Genomic DNA, 24,684 nt, shown 5'->3' with positions numbered 1-24,684 from the left:
ATCGTCCGGGCCCGGCCCCAGTCTAGTCATGAAAACGGAAGGTGGAAACGAAGAGGGCCGGTCTCGCGACCGGCCCCCCCGTTGGTGTTGGCCGCGGCTACCAGCGCCAGCGGAAGCCGAGCGAGGCGTCCGTCGACTGGTAGTCGTCCTTGAACTTCACGCCCGCGTTCACGAAGGCGGAGAAGGCCGCCTCGTTGCTGAACACGTTCACGCTGCCCGACACCTCGCCGAAGCTGCCGCTGAAGTCGTCGGTCAGCGGAAGGTCCGGACCGGCGCTGTCGATGACCAGACCGTTGTCACCCTCGAACTCGTCCCAGATGCGGGCCGTGATCGTGAACTTGGAGGTGAAGGTGTCGAAGTCATGGGTGGCGCCGAGGCGGGCCCCGAGGCTGCCGCGGAGGCTCGTCTGGTCGTCATAGGCGATGACCGCGCCCGGGACGGTGATGTCGTCGAACGTGGTCTTGACGTAGGACAGGCTGGCCAGCGGCTCGAAGAAGGCGTTCTCGCCGAGGGCGACGGTGTAGCCGCCTTCGATCTGACCACCGACCGAGTTGGCCTCGCTGGTGAAGCGGTTGTTCGGCGCGGCGGCCAGCGACGGGGCCTGGTGCAGGACGTCCAGGAAGTTCCCGGCGATGATGCCGTCGACGAAGAAGTTCTTCGCCACGTAGGTCCCGTAGAGGCCGACCGTGAGGCCGTCCATCGAGATCATGGTGTTCGAGGCGTCGAAGTTCACGTTGGTGTCGACGTAGCCGATCATGCCGCCGACGACCCACTGACGATCACCGGTGTTGGCGCTGATGAAGTCCACGCCGCCCGTGAGCGAGATGGTGTCCTGCGCGTAGCTGGTGTCGAAGCTGTAGGTCTTGCCGAACAGGTCGTAGCTGTTGATCAGGTCGCGGCTGGTGGCCCCGCCCGCGATCTTCACCCACACGCCCGCGCCGCTGGCGTCGACGTCGCCCAGCTGGTCGCGCAGGTCGGCCTGGCGGTCGTACCAGGTGCCGGTCGACTGGTACCAGGCGTTCTGCGCCGCCGTGCCCGCCACCGTGAACTCGAACGCCTCGCTGTCGGGCAGGCCGACCAGGACGTGTTGTTTGTTCAGGTTGGTGGTCAGGTCGTAGAAGAACAGACCCTTGTCCAGCACGCCGTCGGACGAGTTCAGGTCCGCGCGCCAGAACGACGAGCTGTGGTCCAGCGAGAAGTGGCTGTCGGCGGTCGTGCCGGCGCCGCTCACGTCGACCAGCACCATCCCGACCGGGTTGTAGGCCCCGAACAGGTTGCCGCTGATGTCGGTGACCTTGATCAGCGTGCTGCCCGTGGTCGTGCCGCCCGTCAAGCTGAGGCAGTCGGCGCCGTTGAGCACCGCGCAGCTCGTCTGGACCAGGGCGCCGAGGTTGGCGTCCATCACCAGCTTGCTGGAACCCGTACCGTTGAAGGTCGTGTTGGCCGCGAAGATGCGGTCGTCAGCGGCCAGGTCGGAGTTCACCGAGCCGGAGCTGCCGAACACGATCGTGCCGGAGTTGTTCCAGGTTTCGAGGTTGGTGATCGTCAGCGTCGAGGCGGCCAGGGTGGGCTCGCCCACCACCAGCGTGCCGCTGTTGGCGAAGGTGTCGCTGCCGCCCAGGAAGTCCCAGGAGGTGGCGACGCCGCCGGCGTTGGTGAAGATCGTGCCGGTGTTGTTCAGCGTGTCGGCGCCGGGGCTGAAGGTCGAGGCCCCGGTGGTGTGCCAGCTGAAGGTCGAGGTGTTGTTGAACACCACGTTGCCGGTCAGGCCCGAGAAGTTGACCCGGCCCTGGATGCGGCCGCCGTTGTTGATCACCGCGCTGCCGCCGACGCCGCGGATCGCGAGGTCGTCGTAGCCGGTGGTCGCCGTGTCGAAGGACCGGACAACCGCGCCCGTGCCGATGTTCAGCGTGCTGACGCCGGCGCCGCTGTTGGCCAGGTCGATGACCCAGCTGTTCGCGCCGCCGCCGAGGCTGACCGCCAGGGCGTTGGTCCCGAGGGTCACGCCCACCGCGCCGCCATTGCTGGAGGTGCGGATGGCGCTGCCGTTGTTGCCGTTGACCGTCAGGCTGTTGGCGACCGCCACCGTGGTGGCGCCCGTGCCGGTGGTCACGGTGTTGACGCCCGCGAAGCCGGCCGCGGCCGAACCACTGATGTTGGCGTTGACGTTGACGTTGGTCGTACCCGTCCCGGAGTTGCCGGTCAGGATGCCGTTGGCCGCGCCGGTGACCACCGCGTTGTTGGTCACGATGACCGCGCCGCCGCCGGAGCTGGCTTCGATGCCGTCAGCGCCGGTGGAGGTGACGGTGGCCGCCGTGGTCACGGTGACCGCCGCCGAGCCCGCCGCGGTGGCGAGGATGCCATCGTTGCCGGCGTTGATCACGCCGCCGGCGTTGTTGGTCACGGTGTTCGCGCCGCCGTTGGTCGCCGCCGAGATGCCGCGCCCGGCCGCCGTGATGGCCGCCGAGTTGGTCACCGAGGACGTTCCCGCGCCGGCCGTGCTCGAGACGATGCCCGAGCCGCCGGTGGAGGTGATCGCCGCCGCGTTGGTGATCACCATCGCGCCGGAGTTCGAGAAGGCGTTGATGCCGTCGTTGACCGAGTTGATCACGCCCCCGGCGTTGTTGTGGATCGTCGTGGCGCCGGTGGTGGTGCTCGTCACGATGCCATAGCCGGCGGAGTAGATGGCCGCCGAGTTGGTGACGGTCGTCGTGCCGGCGCCGGAGACGGCGACGATGCCGTAGCCGTCGACCGAGTCGCCCACCGTGCCGATCTGGCCGGTATTGGTGACGTCGGTGTTGCCCGTGCCGTTGCTGTAGGCCGAGATGCCGCGATCCGCCGTGCCTTCGATCTGGCCGGAGTTGGCGACGATCACGTTGCCCGCGCCGGCGTTGACGGCGTTGATGCCGTAGCCGCCCGTCGCGTTGACGTCGGCGTAGATCTGGCCGGCGTTGATGATGTGCACGTCGCCGGCGGAAGTGGTGCTGGCGAAGATGCCGTCATCGTAGGCGTAGATGTAGCCGGCGTTCGACTGGTCGACCAGGATAGCGCCGGTGGTGGAGACCGCCGAGATGCCGTCCGTGCCGTAGGCGAACACGTAGCTGTTACTGTCGATGCTGATCGCGCCGTTGACCGACGCCGCGTTGATGCCGATGCCGTAGGCGGCGACCTCATTGTTGCTGACGATGGTCACCGTGCCCGCGCCGCCGGTGACGGCGTTCAGGCCGGTGGCGTTCGCCGCGCCGACGTTATCCTCGACGTAGACGTAGGCATTGCTGGTGATGTCGACGTTGCCGGCGCTGGAGACGGCGCTGATGCCGGTCGAGGCCGTGTAGTTGCCCGCGCTGTCGACGCCGTTGCCGCCATAGACCCAGACATTGCCGCTGCCGACCGTGACGCTGACGGCCCCGGAGGCGGCGCCGGCGAAGATGCCGGCGCTGTTGTCGCCGTGGGTCTGGATGTCAACCGAGCCCAGGTCGACGTTGACGCTGGCGCCGCCGCCGCCCAGGGCGATGGCGCGGATGGCCGAGAGGCCGTCCGCCTCGCCGCCCAGGCCGTCGTCGACGCGGATCACCAGGCCGTCGCCGATGTTGATGTCGACGGTCGGGTCGCCCACGGCCACGTCGGCCGCCTGGCCGCTGAGAGCGTAGATGCCCACGGCCACGGCGTCGGCGTCGGTGTTGTTGACGTCGATGTTGAGGTTGGTTCCGGCGGTGATGGTCGCGTCGCCGCCGCCCGTCACGAGGATCCCGTAGTCATTGGGGTCGATCGTGACGTTGTTGCCGATGATCAGCGTGGCGTCGTCGCCGGCCGAGACCGTGACACCCTCGTTGAAGGCCGTGATGTTCGTGCCCGCGCCGATGGTCGCGGTCGCGTCGTTGACGGAGGCGGCGGCGTAGACGCCGCGGCCGCCGGTCGAGGTCAGGTCCGAGTTGGCCCCGATCGTCACCGTGGCGTTACCCGCGCCGAAGGTCTGGGCGCCCGCCGCGTAGTTGTTCGTGGCGGTGATGGTCGACCCCGCGCCGACGGTCGTCGTCGCGTTGCTGGCGTTGGCCGCGTTGGTGACGGCCGCGATGACGCCGTACTGGCCCGCGACCAGCGTGCCGCCGTTGTAGGTGACGTTGGCCACGCCCGCCGTGCCGTTGTTGAAGGCGCCGACGCCGGTGCCGTTCGTGTAGATGCCGCCGCTGGAGACGATGGTGATCGCCCCGGCGCCGCCGCCCAGGTTGGCGATGATGCCGCCGCTGGCCGTGTGGTCACCGGACGTGCCGATGTTGCCGCTCGAGTTGATCGTGATGCCGCCGCCGGCCGAGGCGTCGGCGCGGATGCCGATGCCGTTGGTCGCGTCGATGGTCCAGATGTTGTCGATCTGGATCAGGCCGCCGCCGCTGGTGGCGACATCGATGCCGTCGCCGCCGGTGGCGTTGATCGAACCCGCCGAGTTGTTCAGGTCGACCGTGGCCGTGCCGCTGACGGTGCGCAGGTGGATGCCGTCGCCCGCCGTGCTGGTGATCGAGATCCCCGGCTGATCACCCTCGACCTTGCCGAAGCCCGTGCCGGTAATGTTCACGTCGACGCCCTGGACGCCCTGGGTGTTGCCGAACAGCGCCGCGGTGCCGTTGCCGGCGCCGCCCGTCTGCACGTTGACGCCGTCGCCGGTCACACCGCGCGTCAGGCCGAAGCCCGTCGAGGCGATGACCGTGCCCGAGGTGCTGGTGGCGTTGATGCCGTCGGTCTGGCCGAGCACCGAACCGAAGGTGTTGACCGTGTTGGCGCCGCTGTTGGTCACGGCCGTGATGCCCGCGCCGGTCGCGCCGGAGATGGTGCCGAGGCTGTTGTTGGCGAGGATGTAGGACGTGCCCGTGCCGGTCACCGACACCTCGATGCCGTTGATCTGGCCCGAGACGTCGCCGTTGGTGATTGCGATGTCGACGCCGCCCGCGCCGCCGGTGGCGGCGTAGATGCCGTCGCTGGCCGTGCTGGTGATCGCCGCCGCGCTGTCGATCTCGATCGAGCCCGAAACGCTGTTGGCGTAGATGCCGACGTTGGTGGCGTTGATCACGCTGCCGGCGTTGTTGGCGATGGTGATCGCCCCCGTGCCGCTCGTGGTCAGGATGCCGACATTGCCGGCCGTGATGGCCGCCGAGCTGGTCACGCCGACCGTGCCGGCGCCGCCGGTGGTCGCCGTGATGCCGTCGCTGGTCGTGGCCGTGACGGCCGCGCTGCTCGTGACGTCGACGTTGCCCGAGGTCGCCGTGGCGACGATGCCGCGGGTATGGCCGGTGACGGTCGCCGAGCTGTCGATGGTGACGTCGCCCGTGCCGGTGGTCGAGCCGAAGAGGCCGACGATGTCGGCGTAGACCGCGCCCGTGCTGGTGATGTCGATGTCGCCCGAGCCGCCGCCCGCGATCGCGCCGAGGATGCCGTAGCGGGTCACATGGTTGCCGGCGGTGCCGATCAGGGCCGCGGAGTCGACCACCACGTCATTGTTGGTGACGCCCGTGGCCGTGGCCGAGATGCCGTCGATCGCGGTGCCCAGGATGGCCGTGCCGGCCAGGGCGTTGACGATGATGCCGCCGCCGTCGGTCGTGCGGGCCTGGATGCCCTGGGACACGGCGGTGATCGTGCCGCTGTTGAAGTTGACCGTGTTCAGGCCCGCTTCGGTGGTCGAGGCCACGCCGTCGTCGCCCGCGCCGATGTTGGCGTTGACATTGACGGTCGAGGTCCCGGCCGTGCCGGTGTCGGCTTCGATGCCGGTGTTGGCGGCCGTGACGGCGGCGTTGGTGGTGACCGTGACGACCCCGCTGTTGGAGATCGCCCGGATGCCGTTGGCGCCGGCGTTGATCGTGCCGCCGGCGTTGTTCAGCACCGTGTTCGTGCCGCCGTTGGTCACCGTGCTGATGCCGTGGCCGCCGGAGGTGATCGCGCCGGAGTTGGTCACGTCGACCGTGCCGGCGAAGTTGGTCGCCGCCAGGATGCCGACGTCGGCCGCGCCGATCGGACCGTTGTTGGTCACCAGGACGTTGCCGGAATGGGCGTTGGCCTGGATGCCGTCGTCGCCGGTGGCCGTGATCAGGCCGCCGCCGTTGTTGTGGACGGTGACGTTGCCGGTGCCGGTGGCCTCGGCGTCGATGCCGATGACACCGCTGGTCGTCGCCCCGCTGTTGACGTTGACGACCAACGAACCCACGCCGCCCGTCAGGGCGTTGATGCCGTCGCCGGTGACGCCGGAGACCGAACCGTTGGCGGTGGTGATGCTGATGTCGCCGGAGGTGCTCGTGGCGTTGATGCCGTTGATCTGGCCCGAGACGGAGCCGGCCGTGTTGACCGTGTTCGCGCCGCTGACCGTCGAGGTGATGATGCCGTCGAGCGTCACGCCCGTGATCGTGGTCGCCGCGCTGGTGGCCTGGACGTCCGACGTGCCCGTGCCGGTGGCGACGGAGCGGATGCCGAAGGTCTGACCCCGGACGTTGCCGCCCAGGACGTCGATGTCGACGTTGCCCGCGCCGCCGGTCTGGGCGTTGATGCCGCCCGCGCCGGTGCCGGTCACGTTGGCCAGCGTGTCGATGAACACGTTGCCCGAGCCGCTCTGCGCGAAGACGCCGACGTTGCCCAGCACCACGCTGTTGGTCGTGATGTCGATCGTGCCGGTGGTCGAGCCGCCGGCCACGCCCGCGCCGCCCGTGCCGGTGACGGTCGTTCCGGCCGCGGTGTTGATCGTGACCGTGCCGCCGCCGGTGGAGGAGCCGACCACGCCGCTGACCGCGCCGGTGACGTCGTTGTTGATGTCCTCGTCGACGTTGCCGCCCGACTGGGCGAACACGCCCGTGCCGGCCGAGCTGTTCACCGTCCCGTTGGTCTCGATGTCGATGACGCCGGTCGTGCTGGTCGAGCGGATGCCGCCGGTGTCGCCGACGACGTTGCCGTCGGTGGTGACCGTGGTCAGGCCGTCAACGGTGGTGGTGATGATGCCGAAGCCGCCGGTGCCGGTGACCGTGGCGCCCGCCGCCGTGTTGACGTCGATGGCGCCGCCCGCGAGGTGGGCGATGAGATCGATGCCGTTGCCGGCCGACGCCGTCACCGCGCTGTTGGCGTTGATCGTGATCTGGCCGGTGTCGGTCTCGGCGCCGATGCCGGTGGTGCCGCCGTCGACGGTGTCGTTGTTGGTGATGGTGATGTCACCGGCGAGGGTCGTCGAGGTGATGCCCGCCTGGGCGATGCCCGTGACGCCGTCGTTGGTGGTGACGATCACATCGCCGTTGTCGCTGTTGGCCACGATGCCGTAGTCGCCGCCCGCCGTGTTGCTGCCGGCGTTGGTGGTGATGGTGATCGTACCGGCGCCGGCCGTGACCGCGCCGATGCCGGCCGCCTCGACCGCGCCGAGGCCGACGGAGCCGGCCTGGACGTCAGCGCTGCTGGTGATGACGATGTCGCCGCCGCCCGAGAGGGCGCCGATGCCGACGCTGGCGGGCAGGAGGCCGGCCGAGTCGGCGTCATTGCCGGCGATGGTGGTGATCACGCCGGTGCCGACGGTGATCGTGATGTCGCCCGTGCCAGCCTGGGTGTCGCCGATGATACCGCCGGTGCCGTCGCCGCGAACAACGATGTCCACGCCGTCAGCGACCGTGATGCTGACGCTGCCGTCGCCGCCGCCGCTGTTGAGCGCGTAGACGCCCATGCCGCCGTCGGCTTCGCCGAGCGCGCCGTCATCGACGGTGATCGTCGTCGTGGCGCCGAGGGAAACTTCGACCGAGGGGTCGAGCGCCGCCGTGTCCGTCGCGGCCGCGCTCTCGTTGTAGATGCCGATGGCGATCGTGTCGGCGTCGGTGTTGTTGATGTCGATGACCGTGCCGGCGCCGGTGGTGACCGTGGCGTCGGTGGCCGCGACGTTGAACACGCCGTAGTCGTCGGGATCGATCGTCACGCCCGCACCGAGGGTCACCGTCGAAGCGCCGGCCGAGGAGACCGCGACCACGCCCGCAACGCCGGCGGTGATATCGTTGTTGACGTTGACGGTGACGTCGCCGGCCGAGTCGGCGCGGATGCCGGTGTCGTCGGCCAGGATCACGCCGTTGGTGGTCAGGGTGACGTCGCCGGTGATGGCCGAGACGTCGAGGCCGTCCTGGCCGCCGTCAAGCGTGCCGCCGAAGGTCATGTTGACCGTGGCCACGCCCAGGGCGTCGATGTGGACCGCGTCGCCGCCGCCCGAGGTCACGTTCCCGTTGACCAGGCCGGAGATGTCTCCGCCGGCCTGGATGGCCAGACCGACGCCCTCACCGGTGATGCTCGTGCCGGCCGAGGTGTTGGCCACGACCGTGCTGTCCGACTGGATATCGACGCCGGCGAAGCCGACGGCGGTGGAGGTGATCGAACCCGCCGTCTGGTCGAAAGTGACCGGGCCGGCGGCGTCGATCTGGACGGCATCCCGGCTGTCGGTGGTGATGCTGCCGTTGATGTTGGCGTCGACAGGACCTTCGGAACCGATCCGGACGCCCGCACCGCCGGTGAGCGCGCCGTTCATCGTCAGGGTGACGTCCGAGCCGTAGAGGGCGAGGTTGTAGTACGGCGAGGTCGCCGTGATCGTCACACCCGAGTCGACGGTGACGTCGATGACGCCCGCGTAGTCCACGCCGCCGTTGTCGATGTAGATGCCGTTTTCGCCGGCGTTGATGTCGGCGCTGACAACGACCGTCGCGTCGCCGTCGGTGTCGACGCGGACACCCGCGCCCGTCGAGGTGACCACACCGCCCACGGTGATGTCCGTGGCGCCGGTGGTCGCGGTGACCGCGATGCCGTGGCCGCCGGTCGAGTTGACCGTGTTGTTGGTGTTGATGGTGATCAGGCCGGTGCCGGTGGTGGAGGCCTCGATGCCGTTGCCGGCCGAGCTGGTGACCGAACCGTTGGTCGTGATCGTCGTGGCGCCCAGACCGGTGTTGGCGGTCGAGATGCCGACGGTGCCGGTGACGGCGCCCGCGTTGTCGACGGTGATCAGGCCGCCGGCGCTCTGCGCGTTGATGCCGACGCCGCCGACCGCGAGAACCGAGCCGGTGTCCACATCCACCGCGCTGGCGTCGCCCGTGGTGGCGAGAACGCCGACGCCGGCCGTCGTGGTGACAGTGCCCGCCGTGGTGTTGACCGTGGCCGTGCCGGCCGTCGTGGTGGCCACGACACCCGACGTGCCGCCATCGACGTCAGCCGTGGTGACGCTGACCGCGCCGCCGCCGCTGGTGGCCGTGGCGCCGCCGGCGCCGCCGGCCGCGTTGATCGTACCGGCCGTGGTGTCGATCGTGACGATGCCGAGATCGCTATGGGCGAAGACGCCGCCGAAGCTGGTGACGTCCGCCGTGGTGACCGTCACGGCGCCCGAGGTGGTCGTGGCGTAGATGCCCGTGCCGTTGAAGTTGGTCGAGCCGGTGACCGTGCCGGCCGTGGTGTCGACGTCGATGGTGTTGTGGCCGCTGGCGAAGATGCCGTTCACGGCGCCGGTGACGTCGGCGGTGGTGATGTCAATGATCGCCGAGCCGGTCGAGCTGGCGCGGATGCCGTCGGACAGGCCGCCCGTGCCGTCGCCGGTCACCGAGCCCGCCGTGTTGATCGTCAGCGCGCCGGCGCCGGTGTTGCTGATGTTGATGCCGACGCCGCCGATGATCGACGAGCCGGCATCGGACGTCACGGTGATGGCGCCGGTGGTCGCGGTGGCGGCGACGCCGTCGCCCGCGCCGCTCGCGTCGCTGTCGCCCTCGATGACGGTGCCGACGTTGTTGACGTTGATCGTCGTCGAGCCGGTGGTGTTGGTCGTGATGATGCCGCCGGCCGTGCCGGTGACGTCGTTGTTGGCGTCATAGGTGATCACGCCGCCGGCGCTGTTCAGGACGACGCCCGGGTCGCCCGTGACCGTGCCGTTGGTGACCAGGGTGATGGCGCCGCCGTTGGTGGCGATCTGGATGCCGTCGTCACCCGCGCCGTTGCCGCCGTCGATCGTGCCGCCGAACGTCAGGTCGACGAAGTTGCCCGCGCCGGTGACGCTGATTCTCACCGCGTCATCCTGGGCCGAAGAGATGTCGCCATTGATCGTGCCGGTCAGATCGTCTGCCGACTGAACGAACAGCCCGACGCTGGTCGTCGAAGCGATGCTCGCGCCGGCCGTGGTGTTCACCGTCGTCAGGCCGCCGCTGAACAGGGCGACGCCGACCGGACCGCTGATCGAGCCGGCCGTCTGGGTGAAGTTCATGGCGGTGGCCGAGGTGGCGTTGACGCCGCGGTCGGTGACGCCGGAAATATTGCCGCCGACCGTGATATCGACCGTGCTCAGCGACTGGGTGTTGATGCCGTTGTAGCCGCCGGACAGGTTGCCGTTCATGGCGATCGTGACGCCGGTGCCGTAGGCGACGAGGTTGTAGTAGGGCGTGTTGTTGGTCAGCGTCGCGCCCGCATTGACCGTGATGTCGATCGCGCCGGTGCTGTAGCTGCCGCCGCCCACACCCCAGGCGATAATCGCGTTGCCGCCGGCGGTGATGTTGCCGCCCACGACAATGGTCGTGTCGCCGTTCGTGCGGGTCTCGATGCCCGTGACGCCGCCGGCCGGGGAGACGACGGGGAACGGCGCGGAGAGAACGCCGCTTGTCGTAATGTTGATGTTGCCCGTCGAGGAGTCGGCGAACACGGCCCGCCCGGTCGTGCCGGTGACGTCGGCCGCATCGATCGTGATGTCGCCGGACGTCGTCGTCGCGACGATGCCCGAGGTGCTGCCCAGGACGGCCCCGGCCGTGCTGTCGATCGTCACGTCGGCGAGGGTGCCGGTGACGCTGATGCCGACGCCGCCCTGGCCGGTGACGCCGGCCGTGGTCAGGTCAACGTTGCCCGCGATGGTGTTGACCGTCATACCGCTGGTCGAACCGATGACCTGGCCCGCCGTGGTGTCGACGGTGATCGTACCGTTGTCGGCGTTCATCGCGACGCCGACGCCGGCCGTGCCGGTGACCGTGCCGCCCGTGGTGATGTCGATCACGCCGGCGCCGGACACGGTGCCCGCGAGACCAGCCGAGCCGCTCAGGTTGCCGGTGTTGGTGACGGTCACGTCGCCCTGGCCCACGCTCTGGACGAACAGGGCCGTGCCGGAGGAGGTAATGTTGCCCGTCTCGGCGAGAACGTCGCCGCCGCCGGTGGCCTGGACGAACACGCCCGCGCCGCCGCCGGTCGCATTGACGTCGCCCGTCACCGAGACCGTCGCGCCGAGCGCGCCGCCGCGGACGAACACGCCGCCGTCGACGCCGTTGGTCGTGATGGCGCCGGTCGAGGAGACATCGGCCAGACCCGTCGTCGTGACGAGGAGACCGCCGCCGCCGCTGAGGGTGGTGGCGCCGAGGTCAACGGTGGCCCCGCCGGATCCGGCCAGCACGCGAAGGGCGACGTTGCCGTTGGAGATCAGCTGGCCGTTGGTCATCGTGACGTCGACCGAACCGGCGCCGCCGCTGTTGACGAGACGGATCGCTTCCTGGCCGCCGGTGACGCTGGGGGCGCCGTCGCCAGCGTCGTTCGACGTCAGGTCAAGGATGATGTTGCTGTCGGGGCTGGTGATCAGGATGCCGCGACCACCCGGATTGTTGATCACCACGTCGCCCGCGTTGGCGAAGAACTGGACCGCCTGGACCGTAATCTGGTCCCCGGCGCTGCCGGCCACATGCAGACCGCCGGCGCCGATCACGACGCTGTCGCCGAGCGCCAGACCCAGGTCACCCTGGGTCGTGTAGTCAATGCCCGCGGCGTAGACGCCGGTGCAGAGGAACGAGTCGGACGCCGCCCCGTTTACCGTGGGATCGCCGCACTCATCGGCGGCCAGGGCCATGGTCGGCGCCAGGGCGATCGTCGACACCGAAGCGGCGCCGGCGACAAGGCTGGCGGCGACGAGGGACGAGCTGGCGAAAAGCGATACACGGCGACGGGTCGTAATGGTCGAACCGGACATCTAGGCAACCCCCTGTAGAGTGACGGGCGAGCGCGCGCAGCTCCCCGCCGTTAAAAACGTCGTTCACCGAACCTATAGGGTGCGGATTTTGGCCCGTCTATGGCTTTTGTGTAATGTTAACGCAGCCACTCGCCCGACAGGGGAACCGGGCGCGTTAACCTTACCGACTGTGCCGGATTCGCATCGATTGCGGGCCGCCGCGCGGCTACCACCGGGCGCTGAAGCGCGTTAGTTTGACCTTCGCTGATGCGCTCCAGGACGGTTCTTCATGGAAATCGCCTACGACGTCCGTACGCTGGATGCCGACGTACAGGCCGCCTACGGACGGCTCCTGCCGCAGCAGGACGACCTCGTGTCGCGCGGCAAGTTGATCTGGAAATTTGAGCGGCATCCGGCCGCCAGGGGCGCCATCGCCACGGCCAGCCTCAACGATGAAATCGTCGGCATGGTGGGCTTCGCGCCCGCCCGGTTGAGGATCGGAGAGCGCCGCGTCATCGCGCACCAGGCGCTGGACACAGTCGTGGCCCCGGTCTGTCGGGGCAAGGGCGTGTTCGTCGGCCTCGGCCGCGCCTTCTATGCTGCGGCGGCGGGCCTTGGAACCACCATCGCCTACGGCTTCCCCAATGAAAACGCCGCGCCCGGCTGGTTCGGCAAGCTGGACTGGACGCGCCTCGGCACGCCGCCCTTCCTCGTCAAGCCGCTGAACGCCGGCTACTTCGCCCGCCGCGTGCTGGGCCGGGCCGGCGCGCTGTTCGACGCCCTGCCCCTGTCCCTGATCGGTCGACCGGTCGGCGCGGCGCGCGCGGTGACGGTCGAACGCTTCGACGCCCGCGCCGACGCCCTGTGGGAGGCCTTCGCGGCGGACATCCCCTGCGCCGTCGACCGGGCCAGCGACTATCTCAACTGGCGCCTGTTCGATCATCCGACGGCGGACTACGAGACCCGCGCGGTGTTCGGCGACGACGGGGCCATGCGCGCCTTCGTCACCACTCACCTGGCCGACAAGCACGGCGGCCGCATCGGCTACATCATGGAGGTGATGCACCTGCCGCAGGCGCGGGCCGACGCGGTCATGCTGCTCAAGCTGGCCATCGCCGACATGCGCGCCAGGAAGACCGACGCCGTGCTGGCCTGGGCCGCGCCCCATGCGCCCAATTACGGCGCCTACCGCCGGGCCGGCTTCCTGCCGATGCCCGACCGGATCCGGCCGATCCACCTCTACTTCGGCGGCAGGGCCCTGACCGGGGACACGGCCGCGGTCATGACGCGCCCGGAGGACTGGTATCTGTCCTACCTGGACTCGGACACGGTCTGAGCATGACCGCCCGGTTCATCCTGTCGCTCGACTGCGAGGGCAAGTGGGGCGTCGCCGACCACCTGACGCCTGGCGATCACGCCGCGCTGTCAGACGCGCGCCTGCGCCAGGCCTATGCCGACATCCTGGCGGCGCTCGCCGAGTTCGACATCCCGGCCACCTTCGCCTTCGTAGGGACCTTCAGCCTGCCCGCCGACCGGCTGGCCGCGCTGCGGCCGGCGCTGGCGGATCTGGCCCGCGACCTGCCCGGCTATCTCGAGCCCGCGCTCGAGGACATGACGAGCGGCACGGGCCAGGGCTGGACCGGCGACTGGGCCGTCGAGGCGGTCGACGCCGCGCGTCAACGCCACGAGATCGGCCTGCACGGCGCGACCCATATTCCCTGGACCTGGCCCGGCATGACCCGGGATCTGGCGCGGCGTGAACTGGGCCTGCTGTTCGAGGCCAGGGCGCCGATCCTGTCGCGGACGACGACCTATATCTTCCCGCGCAACGCCGGGGATCATCACGACCTGCTCGATGACTTCGGCATCGCCGGCCTGCGCGCCACCCGCACGTTCCCGAACCGCGTCGCGTCGCTGGCCTCCGAGTTCAACATCTTCGAGCGTCCCGAGGGCGCGCCCCGCCCCGCGAAGCCGCTGTCGATCCCGGCCGGCTTCTTCGTCAACTGGATGAGCGGCGGCCGCAGACTGGTCCCGCCGGCGGTCAGCCGGCTTCGCGCCCGGCGCCTCCTGGAGCGGGCCGCCCGGACCGGCGAGGTGGTCCATTACTGGACCCATCCCGAGAACATCGCCTCGGCCCCGGCCACGCTGGGCGTGCTGCGCGGAATCCTCGCCGAGGTGGCCCGCCTGCGCGACGCCGGCCGCTGCGAGATCCTGACCCAGGACGGCTGGTGCCGAAGGGTCGACCCGGCCCATGTGGCCGCCAGCGAGGCGCGGCGCGACAGCCTGCTGGCCCGGTGACGCGGGGCGGGGCGATCCGGACCCTGGCGGTCGCGCTGCTGGGCCTGGCCCTGCTCGGACTGGCCGACGGCTGGCTGACCGGCCGGCGCGTGACCGCCGACGGCGAACAGAACCTGCACATGGCCCTCAGCCTCGCGCATCGCGGGATCGTCTCCTCCGGCGCGGCGGGCGAGCGGCCGGACATGTTCCGCGAGCCCCTGCCCGCCCTGACCGGCGCGCTGGTGATCCGCGTGGCGGACGCGGTCGCCGGCCCGACCCCGGACACGGACTGGGCCGCCGGCGCGCGGGTCATCTGGCTGAAGCGGCAGAACCTGGCCTGGCTGGCCCTGCTGGGTTTTGCCGTATTCGGCGCGACGCGGACGCTCGGCGGCTCCCGCGCGGCCGCGGTCGCGGCGCTGGGCCTGACGGGCCTGGTGGCCTTCGCCCTTCGGCGGGAATTGGTCGACAGCCTCGGCACGGACCTCGCTGCCGCGGCCCTGGTCACCACGGCCTCGGCGCTGCTGGCCCGGGGCTGGTCGAGCGGACGATGGCGCTGGTGGATCGCCGCCGGACTGACGCTGGGCCTCGGCATCCTGGTCAAGGCCAGCCTGCTCTATGTCACGGCCGGACTGGCCCTGGCCGTGACCCTGCTGGCGGCGCTCCGCGCGCGCGGCTGGCCCGGCGACCGGCGCGGGGTGGCGGTGCTGCTCATGCTGTTCGCCGCCGCCCTGGTCATCACGCCCTGGAGCGCGCGCAACCAGCGTCTGTTCGGACCCGGCGCGATCACCGACCGGGGCGGCGAGGTGCTGCTGCTGCGCGCCTATGAGGACCAGGTGACCCCGGCCGAGTACCGCGGCGTCTGGTGCGCCTACGCCCCTTCCCGCCTGCGGCCGGCCGTCTGCCGCCTGACCGGCGCGTCGATCACCGACCTGGGGCCCGGCGGCGCCCTGCAGCGATTCAGCCGCGCCGCGCCGGTCGATCCCGTCGCCGTGGAGCGCGCGGCCCGGGCCGGGCGAGGGCCGGTCGGAGGCCTGAGTTTCTATCGCACCGCCAAGGCCCGCTACCTGGCGCTGGTCGACCGCCATGCCGGCGGGATCGCCCCGCTGACGGCGGCCGACGCCGACGCCAGGGCCGAGGCCATCGCCCTGATCCGCCGGCGGCCGGACCTGCACCTGCTGATGACGCCGGCCTTCCTGTGGCGCGGCCTTGGCGGGCTGACCGCCTGGCTGGCGCTGGCCGGCGTCGTGGCGCTGGCGCGGCGGCGGGACGATCTGGCGGTGTTCCTGCTCCCCGCCGTGGGGCTCGGGCTGTTCCTCGCCGCGTTCAGCCACTTCATTCCGCGCTACGCTTGGCCCATGATCCCCGCCGCATGCGTGATCCTGCCCCTGATCCTAGAAACCGGCCTGCGAAAGGTCCGCCCGCCCGGCCCGCGCCGAAGCGGCTCGCTGTCCTGATCCCGGCCTACAACGAGGCGGAGTCGATCGGGCAGGTGGTCGCCGGGGTGCTGGCGCAGCAGCCCTCGCTGGTGAAGGCGGGCGTGGCCCTGACCGTGATCGTCGTCGACGACGGCTCGATCGACGGGGCCGGCGCGGTCGCCTCCCAGGTCGGCGCCGACCTGGTCATCCGCCACAAGGTCAACCGGGGCCTGGGCGCTGCGGTCCGCACCGGCCTGCAGCGCGCGCGTGACGAGGGCTTCGACCTGCTGCTCAAGCTTGACGCCGATGGCCAGCACGATCCCGCCGACATTCTGGCCATGATCACGCCGATCCTCCAGGACGAGGCGGAGGTGGTCTACGGCTGCCGCTTCGGACGCATCGCCTACCGCATGCCGCTGGTCCGGCGGTGGGGCAACGCGGTGTTCTGCGCCCTGATGCGCGGCCTGACCGGCTGGCCGCTGAAGGATAGCCAGCCGGGCATCATCGCCGTGTCGCGGGACTATCTGAAGGTCGCCGTGCTGCCGGGCAGCTACAACTACGCCCAGCAGGTGCTGCTCGACGCGTTTCACAAGGGCATGCGCTTCGCCCAGATCGACGTGGCGTTCCGCGAACGGACCACCGGCCGGTCGTTCGTCTCGCTGGCTTATCCGTTCAAGGCGCTGGGACAGATCTTCTGGCTGCTGGTGTCGCTGAAGCCGCTCAATGTCTTCGGCCCGATCGGCGCGGCCTTCCTGACCCTCGGCGGCGGCGTGGCAGCCTGGCAGATCGCCCACTTCCTGACGGGCCAGGCGGCCAAGCCGGTGGAGAACGTCAACCTGGTGCTGGGCAGCGCCCTGTTCGGGCTGCAGACGCTGTTCTTCGGCGTCCTGGCCGAGCTTATCGTTCGCCGCCGCTGAGCCGGTCTGACTGGCGGTTGAACCAGCGCCGGCCCGGCGATTCGATCCAGCGATAGCTGAGCATGGCCAGACCGATGACCACGGCCAGGAAGCCGACCGTCGCCAGATCCCCCAGCCAGGGCGAGCCGAGGTCCAGATCCAGCGTCCGGCCCTGGACCAGCAGGTCTGTTCCGGTCACGGCCCCAAGCACCGCCGCCGCGCCGAACACGCCCAGCACCAGCGGATAGTGGATCAGGTAGATCGAGTAGGACACCTCGCCCCAGGCCATCAGGGCCGGGATCTTCATCAGCCGCGACAGCGGGCCGGCCTCGAAGGCGAAGATGAACACGATGATGGCGAACATCAGCGCCGAGGCCGGCCAGAGCGTCTGGTCCCAGAACCACATGGCGCCGAACGCCAGCACCGGCGCGGTGAATTCGATCCAGCCCGGCACGGACCAGCCCTTTTGGCGGAACAGGCCATGCAGCCGCTGGGCCAGCACGCCCATGAAGAAGCCGCAGACGCCGCGCGTCAGGGCCGTATGTCCCTCCCACGGGTCGTTGTGCGCCAGCCAGTAGAGCAGCACACTCGCGCCGCCCGCCAGCACCAGGGCCGTCGCCAGCGGCCGGCGCAGGATCGAGGTGACGGCGAAGATCACGCAGACCGCCAGCTCGACGCTGATGCTCCAGCTCGGGATGTTCCAGCTGAACTTCTGGAAGAACCCCAGCCCCTGGATCAGCACGAGGTTTGCCGCCAGGGCCGTAAGACTGGTCTCGCCCTCGAAGGCCGGCCGGCCGATGTCGTGGCCCAGCTGGCGGCCGGCGGCCCAGCGCGCGGTTTCCATCGCCACCACCACCGCCAGGGTGGCCAGGTGCAGCGGATACAGCCGCCCGAACCGCCGCAGGAAGAACCGCACGCGCTGGACGCCGCTGGTGAGCTTGTCGCCATAGGCGTGGGCGATCACGAAGCCGCTGAGGGCGAAGAAGAAGTCCACCGCGATGAACCCGTGCCGCGTCAGCCAGGCGTCGTTGACGTGGCTGAGGACGCGGAAATGGTAGAGGGCCACCCACAGGGCGCAAAGGCCGCGCCAGCTGTCGAGCACTGAAAAACGCATGCGCGGGACCGTTCTCGCCATTCCGGTCTCCGGGCTTAAGCGGTCCCCGCCCGGCGGGCAACTGGTCAAGCCTCCGCCCCTCCGCTAAGCCTTTCGGCGTGGGGTCGGCGACGCCCGCTCCGGGACGGTTTGAATGAAGCTTGGCGACGGATTGCTGCGCGGCGCATCGGCGTCCTTCCTGATGCGCATCGCCGGCATGGGCCTGTCCTGGCTCGTGGTGATGATGCTGACCCGCCTGCTCGGCGCGCAGGGCTACGGGACCTACGCCTTCCTGCTGTCGGCGGTCACGGTGCTCAGTCTGCCGGCCAATTTCGGCGCCTCGATGCTGCTGGTCCGCGAGGTGGGCGCGGCCCAGGCGACGGAGAACTGGGGCCGCATGCGCGGCGCGGCGACCTGGGCGCTGCGCTATTCGCTGTTCATGTCCCTGCCGATCGTCGGGGCGGCGATCCTGACGCTCATCTTCCTGCCGCACCTCATTCCGCCGGCCGCCCGGCCGGGACTGTTCTGGGCCGTCGGGCTGGTGGTGCTGATGCCGCTGACGGCCCTGCGCGGCGGCATCCTGCGCGGCCTTCGCCAGGTGGTGCTGGGCCAGGCGCCCGAGCAGATCGTCCGGCCCACGGCGCTGTTGCTGCTGATGCTGCTGCCGTTCGCCTGGGGCCAGGCGGTGCACACCCCGGCCGCCGCCATGGCCGCCAACGTCGGGGCCAACGCCGTCGCCTGGGTGGTCGGCGCGCTGATCCTGGCCCGCTTCTGGCCGCGCGAGGCCCGCACCGCGACCCCGACCTACGAGTCGGCCCGCTGGCGCGCCAGCCTGCTGCCGCTGGGCCTCAGCAACGGCATGTACGTGATCGACGGCGAGCTGGCGGTGCTGATCCTCGGCTTCATCGCCAGGCGGGAGGAGACCGGCGTGTTCAAGGCGGCGGCCCAGTTCGCCCTGTTCGCCGAGCTCGGCTACGCCGTGGTCAATGTGAACATCGCGCCGCGCCTGGCCGCGGCCTGGGCGAAGGGCGACACGGTCCTGACCCAGCGCATCGTCACCCAGGGCGCGCGGCTGTCGATCGCCTACTGCATCCCGGTGGCCCTGGCGCTGATCCTGTTCGGCAAGTGGGGCGTGCCGCTGCTGCTGGGTAAGGACTTCGAGGCTTCCTGGCCGCCGCTGGTGCTGCTGTGCCTGGGCCAGATCGTCAACGCGGCCTTCGGCTCGGCCAACGCCGTCCTCAACATGTCACACCACGAGAAGTGGAACACGGTCGGCTTCGCCGTGGGCCTGGCCGCCAATGTCATCCTGACCCTGATCCTGACGCCGCTCTACGGCGCGCTCGGCGCGGCGGCGGCGATGGCCTCCAGCGTCACCCTGCGCAATCTGGTCGTCTGGCGTTACGCCTCGGTCAAGCTGGGGATCGAGACGGGTTTCTGGGGCCGAGCCGGCCGACCACCCGTCGCCCCAGACTGATGCCCGGGACCTCGATGAACCGGTAGATCAGCCAGCCGGCCGGATAGACCACCGCGGCCGCGCCGATGAAGGCCGCGCCGGCCCGCACCAGCGGCGCGGCGCCCGGAAGATGGCGGGTGACCAGGACGACGGCCGGGATCAGCGCCAGCAGATGGATCAGGTAGACGCCGTAGGAGACGTCGCCCAGCCGCCGCAGCGGCGTCCAGGACAGCAGCGCCCGCCCGACTCTGGCGAGCGCTTCCAGAGGCCCGGTCGGCAGCAGCCCGGGGATCATCGCCACGGCGAGCACGGCCACGCTCAGGCCGCGGACCACCAGCTCGCTCCAGTGGCCGAACGGCCCCAGCGGGACGAGGCCCAGGGCGATCGCCGCCAGCACCAGTCCCAGTCTCGGCCGGCCCGCCAGGTCCCGCGCGCGCATCACGAGCATGCCGGCGAGGAAGATGTTCAGCCGCAGCGGCAGGGCCGCCGGGCGCTGCGGAGAGAAGGCCGACAGCCAGTCGCCGGCGGTCAGCCAGAGCAGGCCGACCAGGGCCAGCAGCATCAGCGCGCCGGCTGCGTATCCGACGCGCCGCAGCAGCAGGAGCACGAACGGGAAGACCAGATAGAACTGCATCTCCAGGCCGATGCTCCAGTCGGGCAGCGGCGAACGGTCAGCGTAGCCGGGCACGACGCCGAACAGGAAGCTGAGGTGCAGCAGGACGTTGGCCGGGCCGTGGTCATGGTAGCGGGCCCAGTCGATGGTTCGCTCGACGCCGGCCGCCTCGCGCAGGCCGTACAGCCACGGGCCGATCAGCATCGCCAGGGCGAATGCGAGATAGAACACCGGCGCGATGCGGAAGAACCGCCGCAGCCAGAACTTCAGCCAGGTGTCGGGCCGGGCCAGCGGCTCGCGCGGGTCGCGCAGGGTGGTCTGGTAGACCATCAGCGCGCCGGACAACATCATGAACAGGTCGACCGCCAGCAGCGGCCGGCCGAGGATCGGGATCCAGGCGCCCGACAGGTTCAGGGCGTGGCCGACGAAGACCCACAGGGCCGCCAGGCCGCGCAGGCCGTCGAGCGGCTCCAGACGCCCCGACCCGGCAGCGGTCATGCCGCCGCGGACTCGCCGCGGTAGACCTCGACGCCCTGGGCCGTCAGCTTCTCGACCAGGCCGGGCGGATAGGCCCCGACCATGCCGTCGGCGTACTGCGCCAGCTGGCGGTCCATGTTGTTGCGGGCGAACTGGGTCGAGAACCGGTTCGGCGGCCCGAAGGTGAAGAACACGCTCATCCGCATGCTCTGGCCGGTCAGCCGCGCGAACAGCCGGCGCAGGGCGTAGATCGCCCGGATGTCGCCGGGCTTGCGGAAGGCGGGGAACACCTTGCCAAGCAGACGCTTGGTGACCCGGCTGGAGCGCAGCATGAAGGTCTCGAACGCGGTCGGCAGGCGGCCGTGGTGGTCGAGTCGCACATCGAACACGACCGCGTCGCCGGCGCGGCTCTGCAGCGACACGCCCTCGCGGTCGTCGCGGCCCCAGGCGCGGCGATGGTGACTGCCGGGAACGACGGTCAGGCCGTGGCCGTCCAGATGATCCTGCAGATAGACCGCCATCTTGAACACGCGGCAGTCGGGCACGAAGCAGTCTTCATCGAAGTAGCAGTCGTTCGTCCCGGTATCCTTGTGCCAGGAGCTGAACATGTCCTTGTGGATGTCGCAGTGGCCGGTGAACAGCACCTTGCGGGTGTCGTAGAGCGACTGGAACAGCGACACGACCCGGGGGTCGGAGAACAGCCAGCTGATCTCGGGGCATTCGATGGCCGCGTTCGGCTGGGTCTGGCCGAGGTTGAAGATCACCCCGCCGCGCTCGAAGAAGCCCGACACGGCCGTCCTCAGCCGCGCGATGTCCTCGGGTGAAAACAGGCCGGGGATGACGACATAGCCGTCCGTCTCCAGCTTCGCCTGCATCGCCTCGATATCCGGGGACTCGTTGCTCATCGCCGCCACACTCCACCCGATAGCGCTGGTTTCCGACGATAGGCCAACTGACATCTGCCGGGAATGGCCGCGCTGATCCTGATCATTCCGCCGCGATCCGGGCGCCGGCGACCTTGCCGACGGCCTCGACGATGCCGGCGGTTTCGGCGCCCAGGCGGCGGGTGACCGCCAGGATCCGCGCGCGCTCGGCGTCGCCCAGATCCACCAGCGCCTTCGCGCGGGCGGCGATCCGGCGGGATTCCTCCGGGGTCGGACAGGGAGTGAACTCGATCGGGTCGGCCGACTCCAGCATCGTCTGGATGGTCAGGGTCTTGTGCGAGTTGGAGCCCATGAAGACGCAGGGCGTGCCGCCCAGCACGGCCATGATCGAGGGATGCCAGCGGCCGCTGACGAACACCCGGGCGTTGGCGAGGATCGCGCCGGCCGCCAGGGCCGGCGTCTCCAGCGGGATCATCGGCGCGCCGGTGCGGATCGACACCTCGCGCAGGAACAGGTCGCCGGAACAGCCCGGGGCCAGCACGACCGGCAGGTCGAGCACCTTCAGCGCCTCGACCAGGCGGACATAGGCCTCGGTGGCCGCCGGCCAGTCGCGCGCCGCGCGCGAGCCGCCGCCGAGCAGGGCGTAAGGCCCGTCCAGCGCCGCCGGCAACGCGCCCGGAGCCCGTTCGAAGAACGGCGCCAGGGCGGACCGGTCGTAGGGCGCGGGTCCGTCGGCCGGCGCCAGCAGGCGGCTCCAGCCGAACACGGCGTCCGGATACATCCGGGTCTCGACGCCCGGCATGTTGTCGCGCACGAACGCCAGCGACACCGGATCGCGCACGGTGAAGGCCGCGGACCGGCCGAGCACGTCGGCGGCCAGGGCCAGGGTCTCGCGGTTGAGCCCGGTCGTCGGGCATTCCGAGGCCATGGCGTTGAGGTAGTAGAGCGGCTTTCCGGCCCGCAGCGCCATCTCGCAGACCGTCAGGGTGTAGAGCAGCCGCGACCGGGCGGGGTTGCCGAAGATCAGGTCGCCCTCGCCGTTGACCACCACCGCCTCGCAGGCCTCGATGGCGGCGAACAGGCCGCGGGTGGCCGGATCCCAGGCCCGCGCGCGCTTCAGCGTCTCGATGTTGTCCGACAGGTCATGGCTCAGCCCGTTGCGGCGGCCCAGGGCGTCGAAGACGGCTCCGGTCAGCGGCAGCTTGCGGACCTTGTCGCGATTCAGCGCCCGCGAGAACCGCGCCCACAGGCCGTCCGGGACCCGCTTGCCGACGGGATAGGTCGACTCGATCATCGTCCCGGTGACGGTTCCGATGATCTCGTGCCCGGCCGCCGCCAGCAGCTGTCGCAGCGACAGGCTGGTGGCGCGGCAACCCCAGTTGGACAGGTCGCTGTTGTCGGCGAGATAGAGAAGCTTCACGACAAACTCAGGCGGCCGCGTCCCGGTCCTGCTCCCACTTCAGCTTCTTGCGGGTCTCGAGTTCGACGGGGAGCATCTCCTCGCGCTTGTACTCAAGGGCTTCGGCGACATTGCGCACGTCGCGGCACAGGCGGCGCAGGCCGTCCGGCTCCAGCGATGCGGCGTGGTCGGTGCCCTTCCAGGTACGGTCGAGGGTGAAGTGGCGTTCGATCCACTCGGCGCCCAGCGCCAGGGCGGCGATGTCGGCGGCGATGCCCAGGTGGTGGCCGGAGAAGCCGATCGCCTGGACGCGGCCGTCGAACTTCTCCTTCAGGCGGGTGATCTCGCGCAGGGCGATGTCGCCGAAGGCCACCGGATAGCCCGAGGTGCAGGCGTAGAGGACGAGGTCCTTGGCCCGGCCCCGCTTCTCGAAGAACTGGACGATCTGGTCTTCCTCGGCCTGGGTGGTCATGCCGAGCGACAGCTGGATCCCGCCGCCGTACTCGCCGGTGAGGATCGACAGCATCTCCCAGTGCAGGTTCGACGCGGACGGCACCTTCAGGAACTCGGGTTGCAGCGCGCCCATCTCGCGGGCGGAGGTCACATCCCACACCGAGGTCGAGTAGCCGATATTGTTGTCGGCGCAGAACGCCATGAGTTCGCGATGTTGTTCCGGGCTGAACTCGAGAAATTCCCGGTGCGCGCCGTAGGTCGGGCCATAGGAATTGGCCGGATTGGGGTGCGGCGCGTCATACTGTTCCGGCGGCAGAAGCTCGCGGTTGTTGCGCTTCTGGAACTTCACGTAGTCCGCCTTGCAATAGACGGCAGCCGTGAGGATGAGTTCCTTGGCGATCGCCATCTCACCCTTGTGGTTGCAGCCGATCTCGGCGACGACCTTAGCGGCCTTGACCATCTTGAACTCCGGTAACTCTGCGGCGGGATCTGGCCCCGACCTTTTGAAACGTATTTCTAGACGCCTGCCCGTCGCAAGGCATCTTCAAAACTGCCGATTTTTGTTCGCGCCGCCCGTCGGATCGATTTGCGGGCGCCGTTCGTCTGTTTGCGTCAGGGGCCCCGCGACAGGATCAGGTCCGAGAGAAGGCGCAGCGCGCCGCGACCGCCGTCGGCGTCGAGCACCAGATCGGCGGCGGCGAGCGCTTCGGGATGGGAGTCGCGCGGCGCCACGCCACAGCCGGCGGCGCGCAGACATTCGATGTCGTTGATGTCGTTACCGATGTAGATGGTCCGCGCGAGATCGAGCCCGCGCTCGTCCAGCCAGGCCTGCATCCGGTCAAGCTTGGTCTCCAGACCATGCTCGCACGGAATCTGCAGCTTGGCGGTGCGCGCCCGCACGACCGGGTTCACCTCCTTGGACAGAACCATCATCGGCAGGCCCGCTTTTCTGAGGCGCTCCAGGCCCATGCCGTCGCGACGCGAACAGACAACGCTCTCCACGCCCTCCTGGTTCACGAACACCCGGTCATCGGTCCAGACGCCGTCGAAATCCATGATCAGCGCGTGCAGCGGGTCGGGCAGGCTGGCCGCGTCCGCCCTCCGCCGCAGGCCGCCGAGGCGCTCCTCGGCCAGCCGGAAATCCTCCGGTTCGTCGATCTCGAGACGGCGCTCGATCGGCGTCTCGACCAGCGCCGTCCGGCCAAAGAAGCGGTGCTTCGCCTCGAGGAAGCCGGGCGCCCGCATGGCGTAGACCGCGCCGGTCTCGAGGAACTCGGGCTTGCGCTGCTGGCGCATGAGCCGGACGGACTTGTCGTGGTTCACGCCCTCGCCGTCGGCGGTCCACAGGAAATAGTGGAACGGAGCCACCGTCAGCGCCGTGTCGGCCCCCTCGATGACCGCCGCGGCGGCCGCGTCGATGTCCTCGGCCGTGGTCAGCGGCGAGGTGCATTGCAGGAAGACCAGCACGTCGGGAGTGTCGCCCCCTTCGGCCAGCACGCCCAGGGCATGCAGCAGGGCCGCCTCCGAGCTGGCGAGGTCGCCGGCCAGTTCGGCCGGGCGATCGACGACATCGGCGCCGTAGGCGCGGGCGACGGCGGCGATCTCGGGATCATCGGTCGAGACGACGACGCGGTCGATCAGCCGCGCGGCCCGGGCGGCGTCGATGCTGTGGGCGACCAGCGGCTTGCCGGCCAGCGGCAGCACGTTCTTGCGCGGCAATCCCTTGGAGCCGCCCCGCGCCGGAATGATCGCGACCGTTCTTGTCATCGTGGCGACCGGC

At 70.0% G+C, this 24,684-nt stretch carries 12 protein-coding genes; 5 read left to right on the top strand and 7 right to left on the bottom strand.

Annotated elements, in window-relative coordinates:
• Positions 1 to 97 precede the first annotated feature (97 nt).
• On the bottom strand, positions 98 to 11,965 hold the full coding sequence (locus tag AC1RN0_RS16515; protein WP_492788559.1) for a hypothetical protein: 11,868 nt from the start codon (positions 11,963 to 11,965) through the stop codon (positions 98 to 100).
• Between the two features lie 268 nt (positions 11,966 to 12,233).
• Between AC1RN0_RS16515 and AC1RN0_RS16510 the strand changes: the two genes are divergently transcribed.
• The 4 genes from AC1RN0_RS16510 to AC1RN0_RS16495 are packed head-to-tail and all read left to right on the top strand — an operon-like array spanning position 12,234 to position 16,553.
• Positions 12,234 to 13,280, top strand: a complete 1,047-nt coding sequence (locus AC1RN0_RS16510) for a GNAT family N-acetyltransferase (RefSeq protein WP_492788558.1) — start codon at positions 12,234 to 12,236, stop codon at positions 13,278 to 13,280.
• A 2-nt stretch (positions 13,281 to 13,282) separates the two neighbouring features.
• Complete coding sequence (locus tag AC1RN0_RS16505; protein WP_492788557.1) at positions 13,283 to 14,242, top strand: polysaccharide deacetylase family protein; 960 nt, start codon at positions 13,283 to 13,285, stop codon at positions 14,240 to 14,242.
• On the top strand, positions 14,239 to 15,675 hold the full coding sequence (locus AC1RN0_RS16500; protein WP_492788556.1) for a glycosyltransferase family 39 protein: 1,437 nt from the start codon (positions 14,239 to 14,241) through the stop codon (positions 15,673 to 15,675). The genes AC1RN0_RS16505 and AC1RN0_RS16500 overlap by 4 nt, the downstream gene beginning before the upstream one ends.
• The gene (locus tag AC1RN0_RS16495) at positions 15,591 to 16,553 is read left to right on the top strand and encodes a glycosyltransferase family 2 protein (RefSeq protein ID WP_492788555.1); all 963 of its coding nucleotides are present in this window, start codon (positions 15,591 to 15,593) and stop codon (positions 16,551 to 16,553) included. Before AC1RN0_RS16500 ends, AC1RN0_RS16495 begins: the two co-directional genes overlap by 85 nt.
• On the opposite strand, the gene AC1RN0_RS16490 is transcribed toward AC1RN0_RS16495, so the two are convergent.
• On the bottom strand, positions 16,534 to 17,667 hold the full coding sequence (locus AC1RN0_RS16490; RefSeq protein ID WP_492788554.1) for an acyltransferase family protein: 1,134 nt from the start codon (positions 17,665 to 17,667) through the stop codon (positions 16,534 to 16,536). The genes AC1RN0_RS16495 and AC1RN0_RS16490 overlap by 20 nt on opposite strands.
• A 112-nt stretch (positions 17,668 to 17,779) precedes the next feature.
• On the opposite strand from AC1RN0_RS16490, the gene AC1RN0_RS16485 reads away from it, so the two are divergent.
• Positions 17,780 to 19,099 (top strand): lipopolysaccharide biosynthesis protein, encoded by a 1,320-nt coding sequence (locus AC1RN0_RS16485; protein ID WP_492788553.1) that lies wholly within the window; start codon positions 17,780 to 17,782, stop codon positions 19,097 to 19,099.
• Here AC1RN0_RS16485 and AC1RN0_RS16480 read toward each other — a convergent pair.
• The 5 genes from AC1RN0_RS16480 to AC1RN0_RS16460 form a co-directional block, all read right to left on the bottom strand.
• Positions 19,035 to 20,189 carry an acyltransferase family protein gene (locus tag AC1RN0_RS16480; RefSeq protein WP_492788552.1) on the bottom strand — a complete coding sequence of 385 codons (1,155 nt, stop codon included), beginning with the start codon at positions 20,187 to 20,189 and terminating at the stop codon, positions 19,035 to 19,037. The two genes, AC1RN0_RS16485 and AC1RN0_RS16480, sit on opposite strands and share 65 nt — an antisense overlap.
• Positions 20,186 to 21,073, bottom strand: coding sequence for a phytanoyl-CoA dioxygenase family protein (locus tag AC1RN0_RS16475; RefSeq protein WP_492788551.1), 888 nt, complete (start codon positions 21,071 to 21,073; stop codon positions 20,186 to 20,188). Before AC1RN0_RS16475 ends, AC1RN0_RS16480 begins: the two co-directional genes overlap by 4 nt.
• An 82-nt stretch (positions 21,074 to 21,155) precedes the next feature.
• Positions 21,156 to 22,472 carry a polysaccharide pyruvyl transferase family protein gene (locus AC1RN0_RS16470; RefSeq protein WP_492788550.1) on the bottom strand — a complete coding sequence of 439 codons (1,317 nt, stop codon included), beginning with the start codon at positions 22,470 to 22,472 and terminating at the stop codon, positions 21,156 to 21,158.
• Positions 22,473 to 22,479: 7 nt separating this feature from the next.
• Complete coding sequence (locus AC1RN0_RS16465) at positions 22,480 to 23,364, bottom strand: N-acetylneuraminate synthase family protein (protein ID WP_492788549.1); 885 nt, start codon at positions 23,362 to 23,364, stop codon at positions 22,480 to 22,482.
• A 152-nt stretch (positions 23,365 to 23,516) separates the two neighbouring features.
• Entirely contained in the window at positions 23,517 to 24,671 is a 1,155-nt protein-coding gene (locus AC1RN0_RS16460; protein ID WP_492788548.1) for a cytidylyltransferase domain-containing protein, read from the bottom strand.
• Positions 24,672 to 24,684 lie beyond the last annotated feature (13 nt).

The organism is Caulobacter sp. GW821-FHT12F03, from assembly GCF_058806855.1.
The sequence above is the reverse complement of the archived record's forward strand: the minus strand, read 5'-3'. Positions and strand labels throughout refer to the sequence as shown.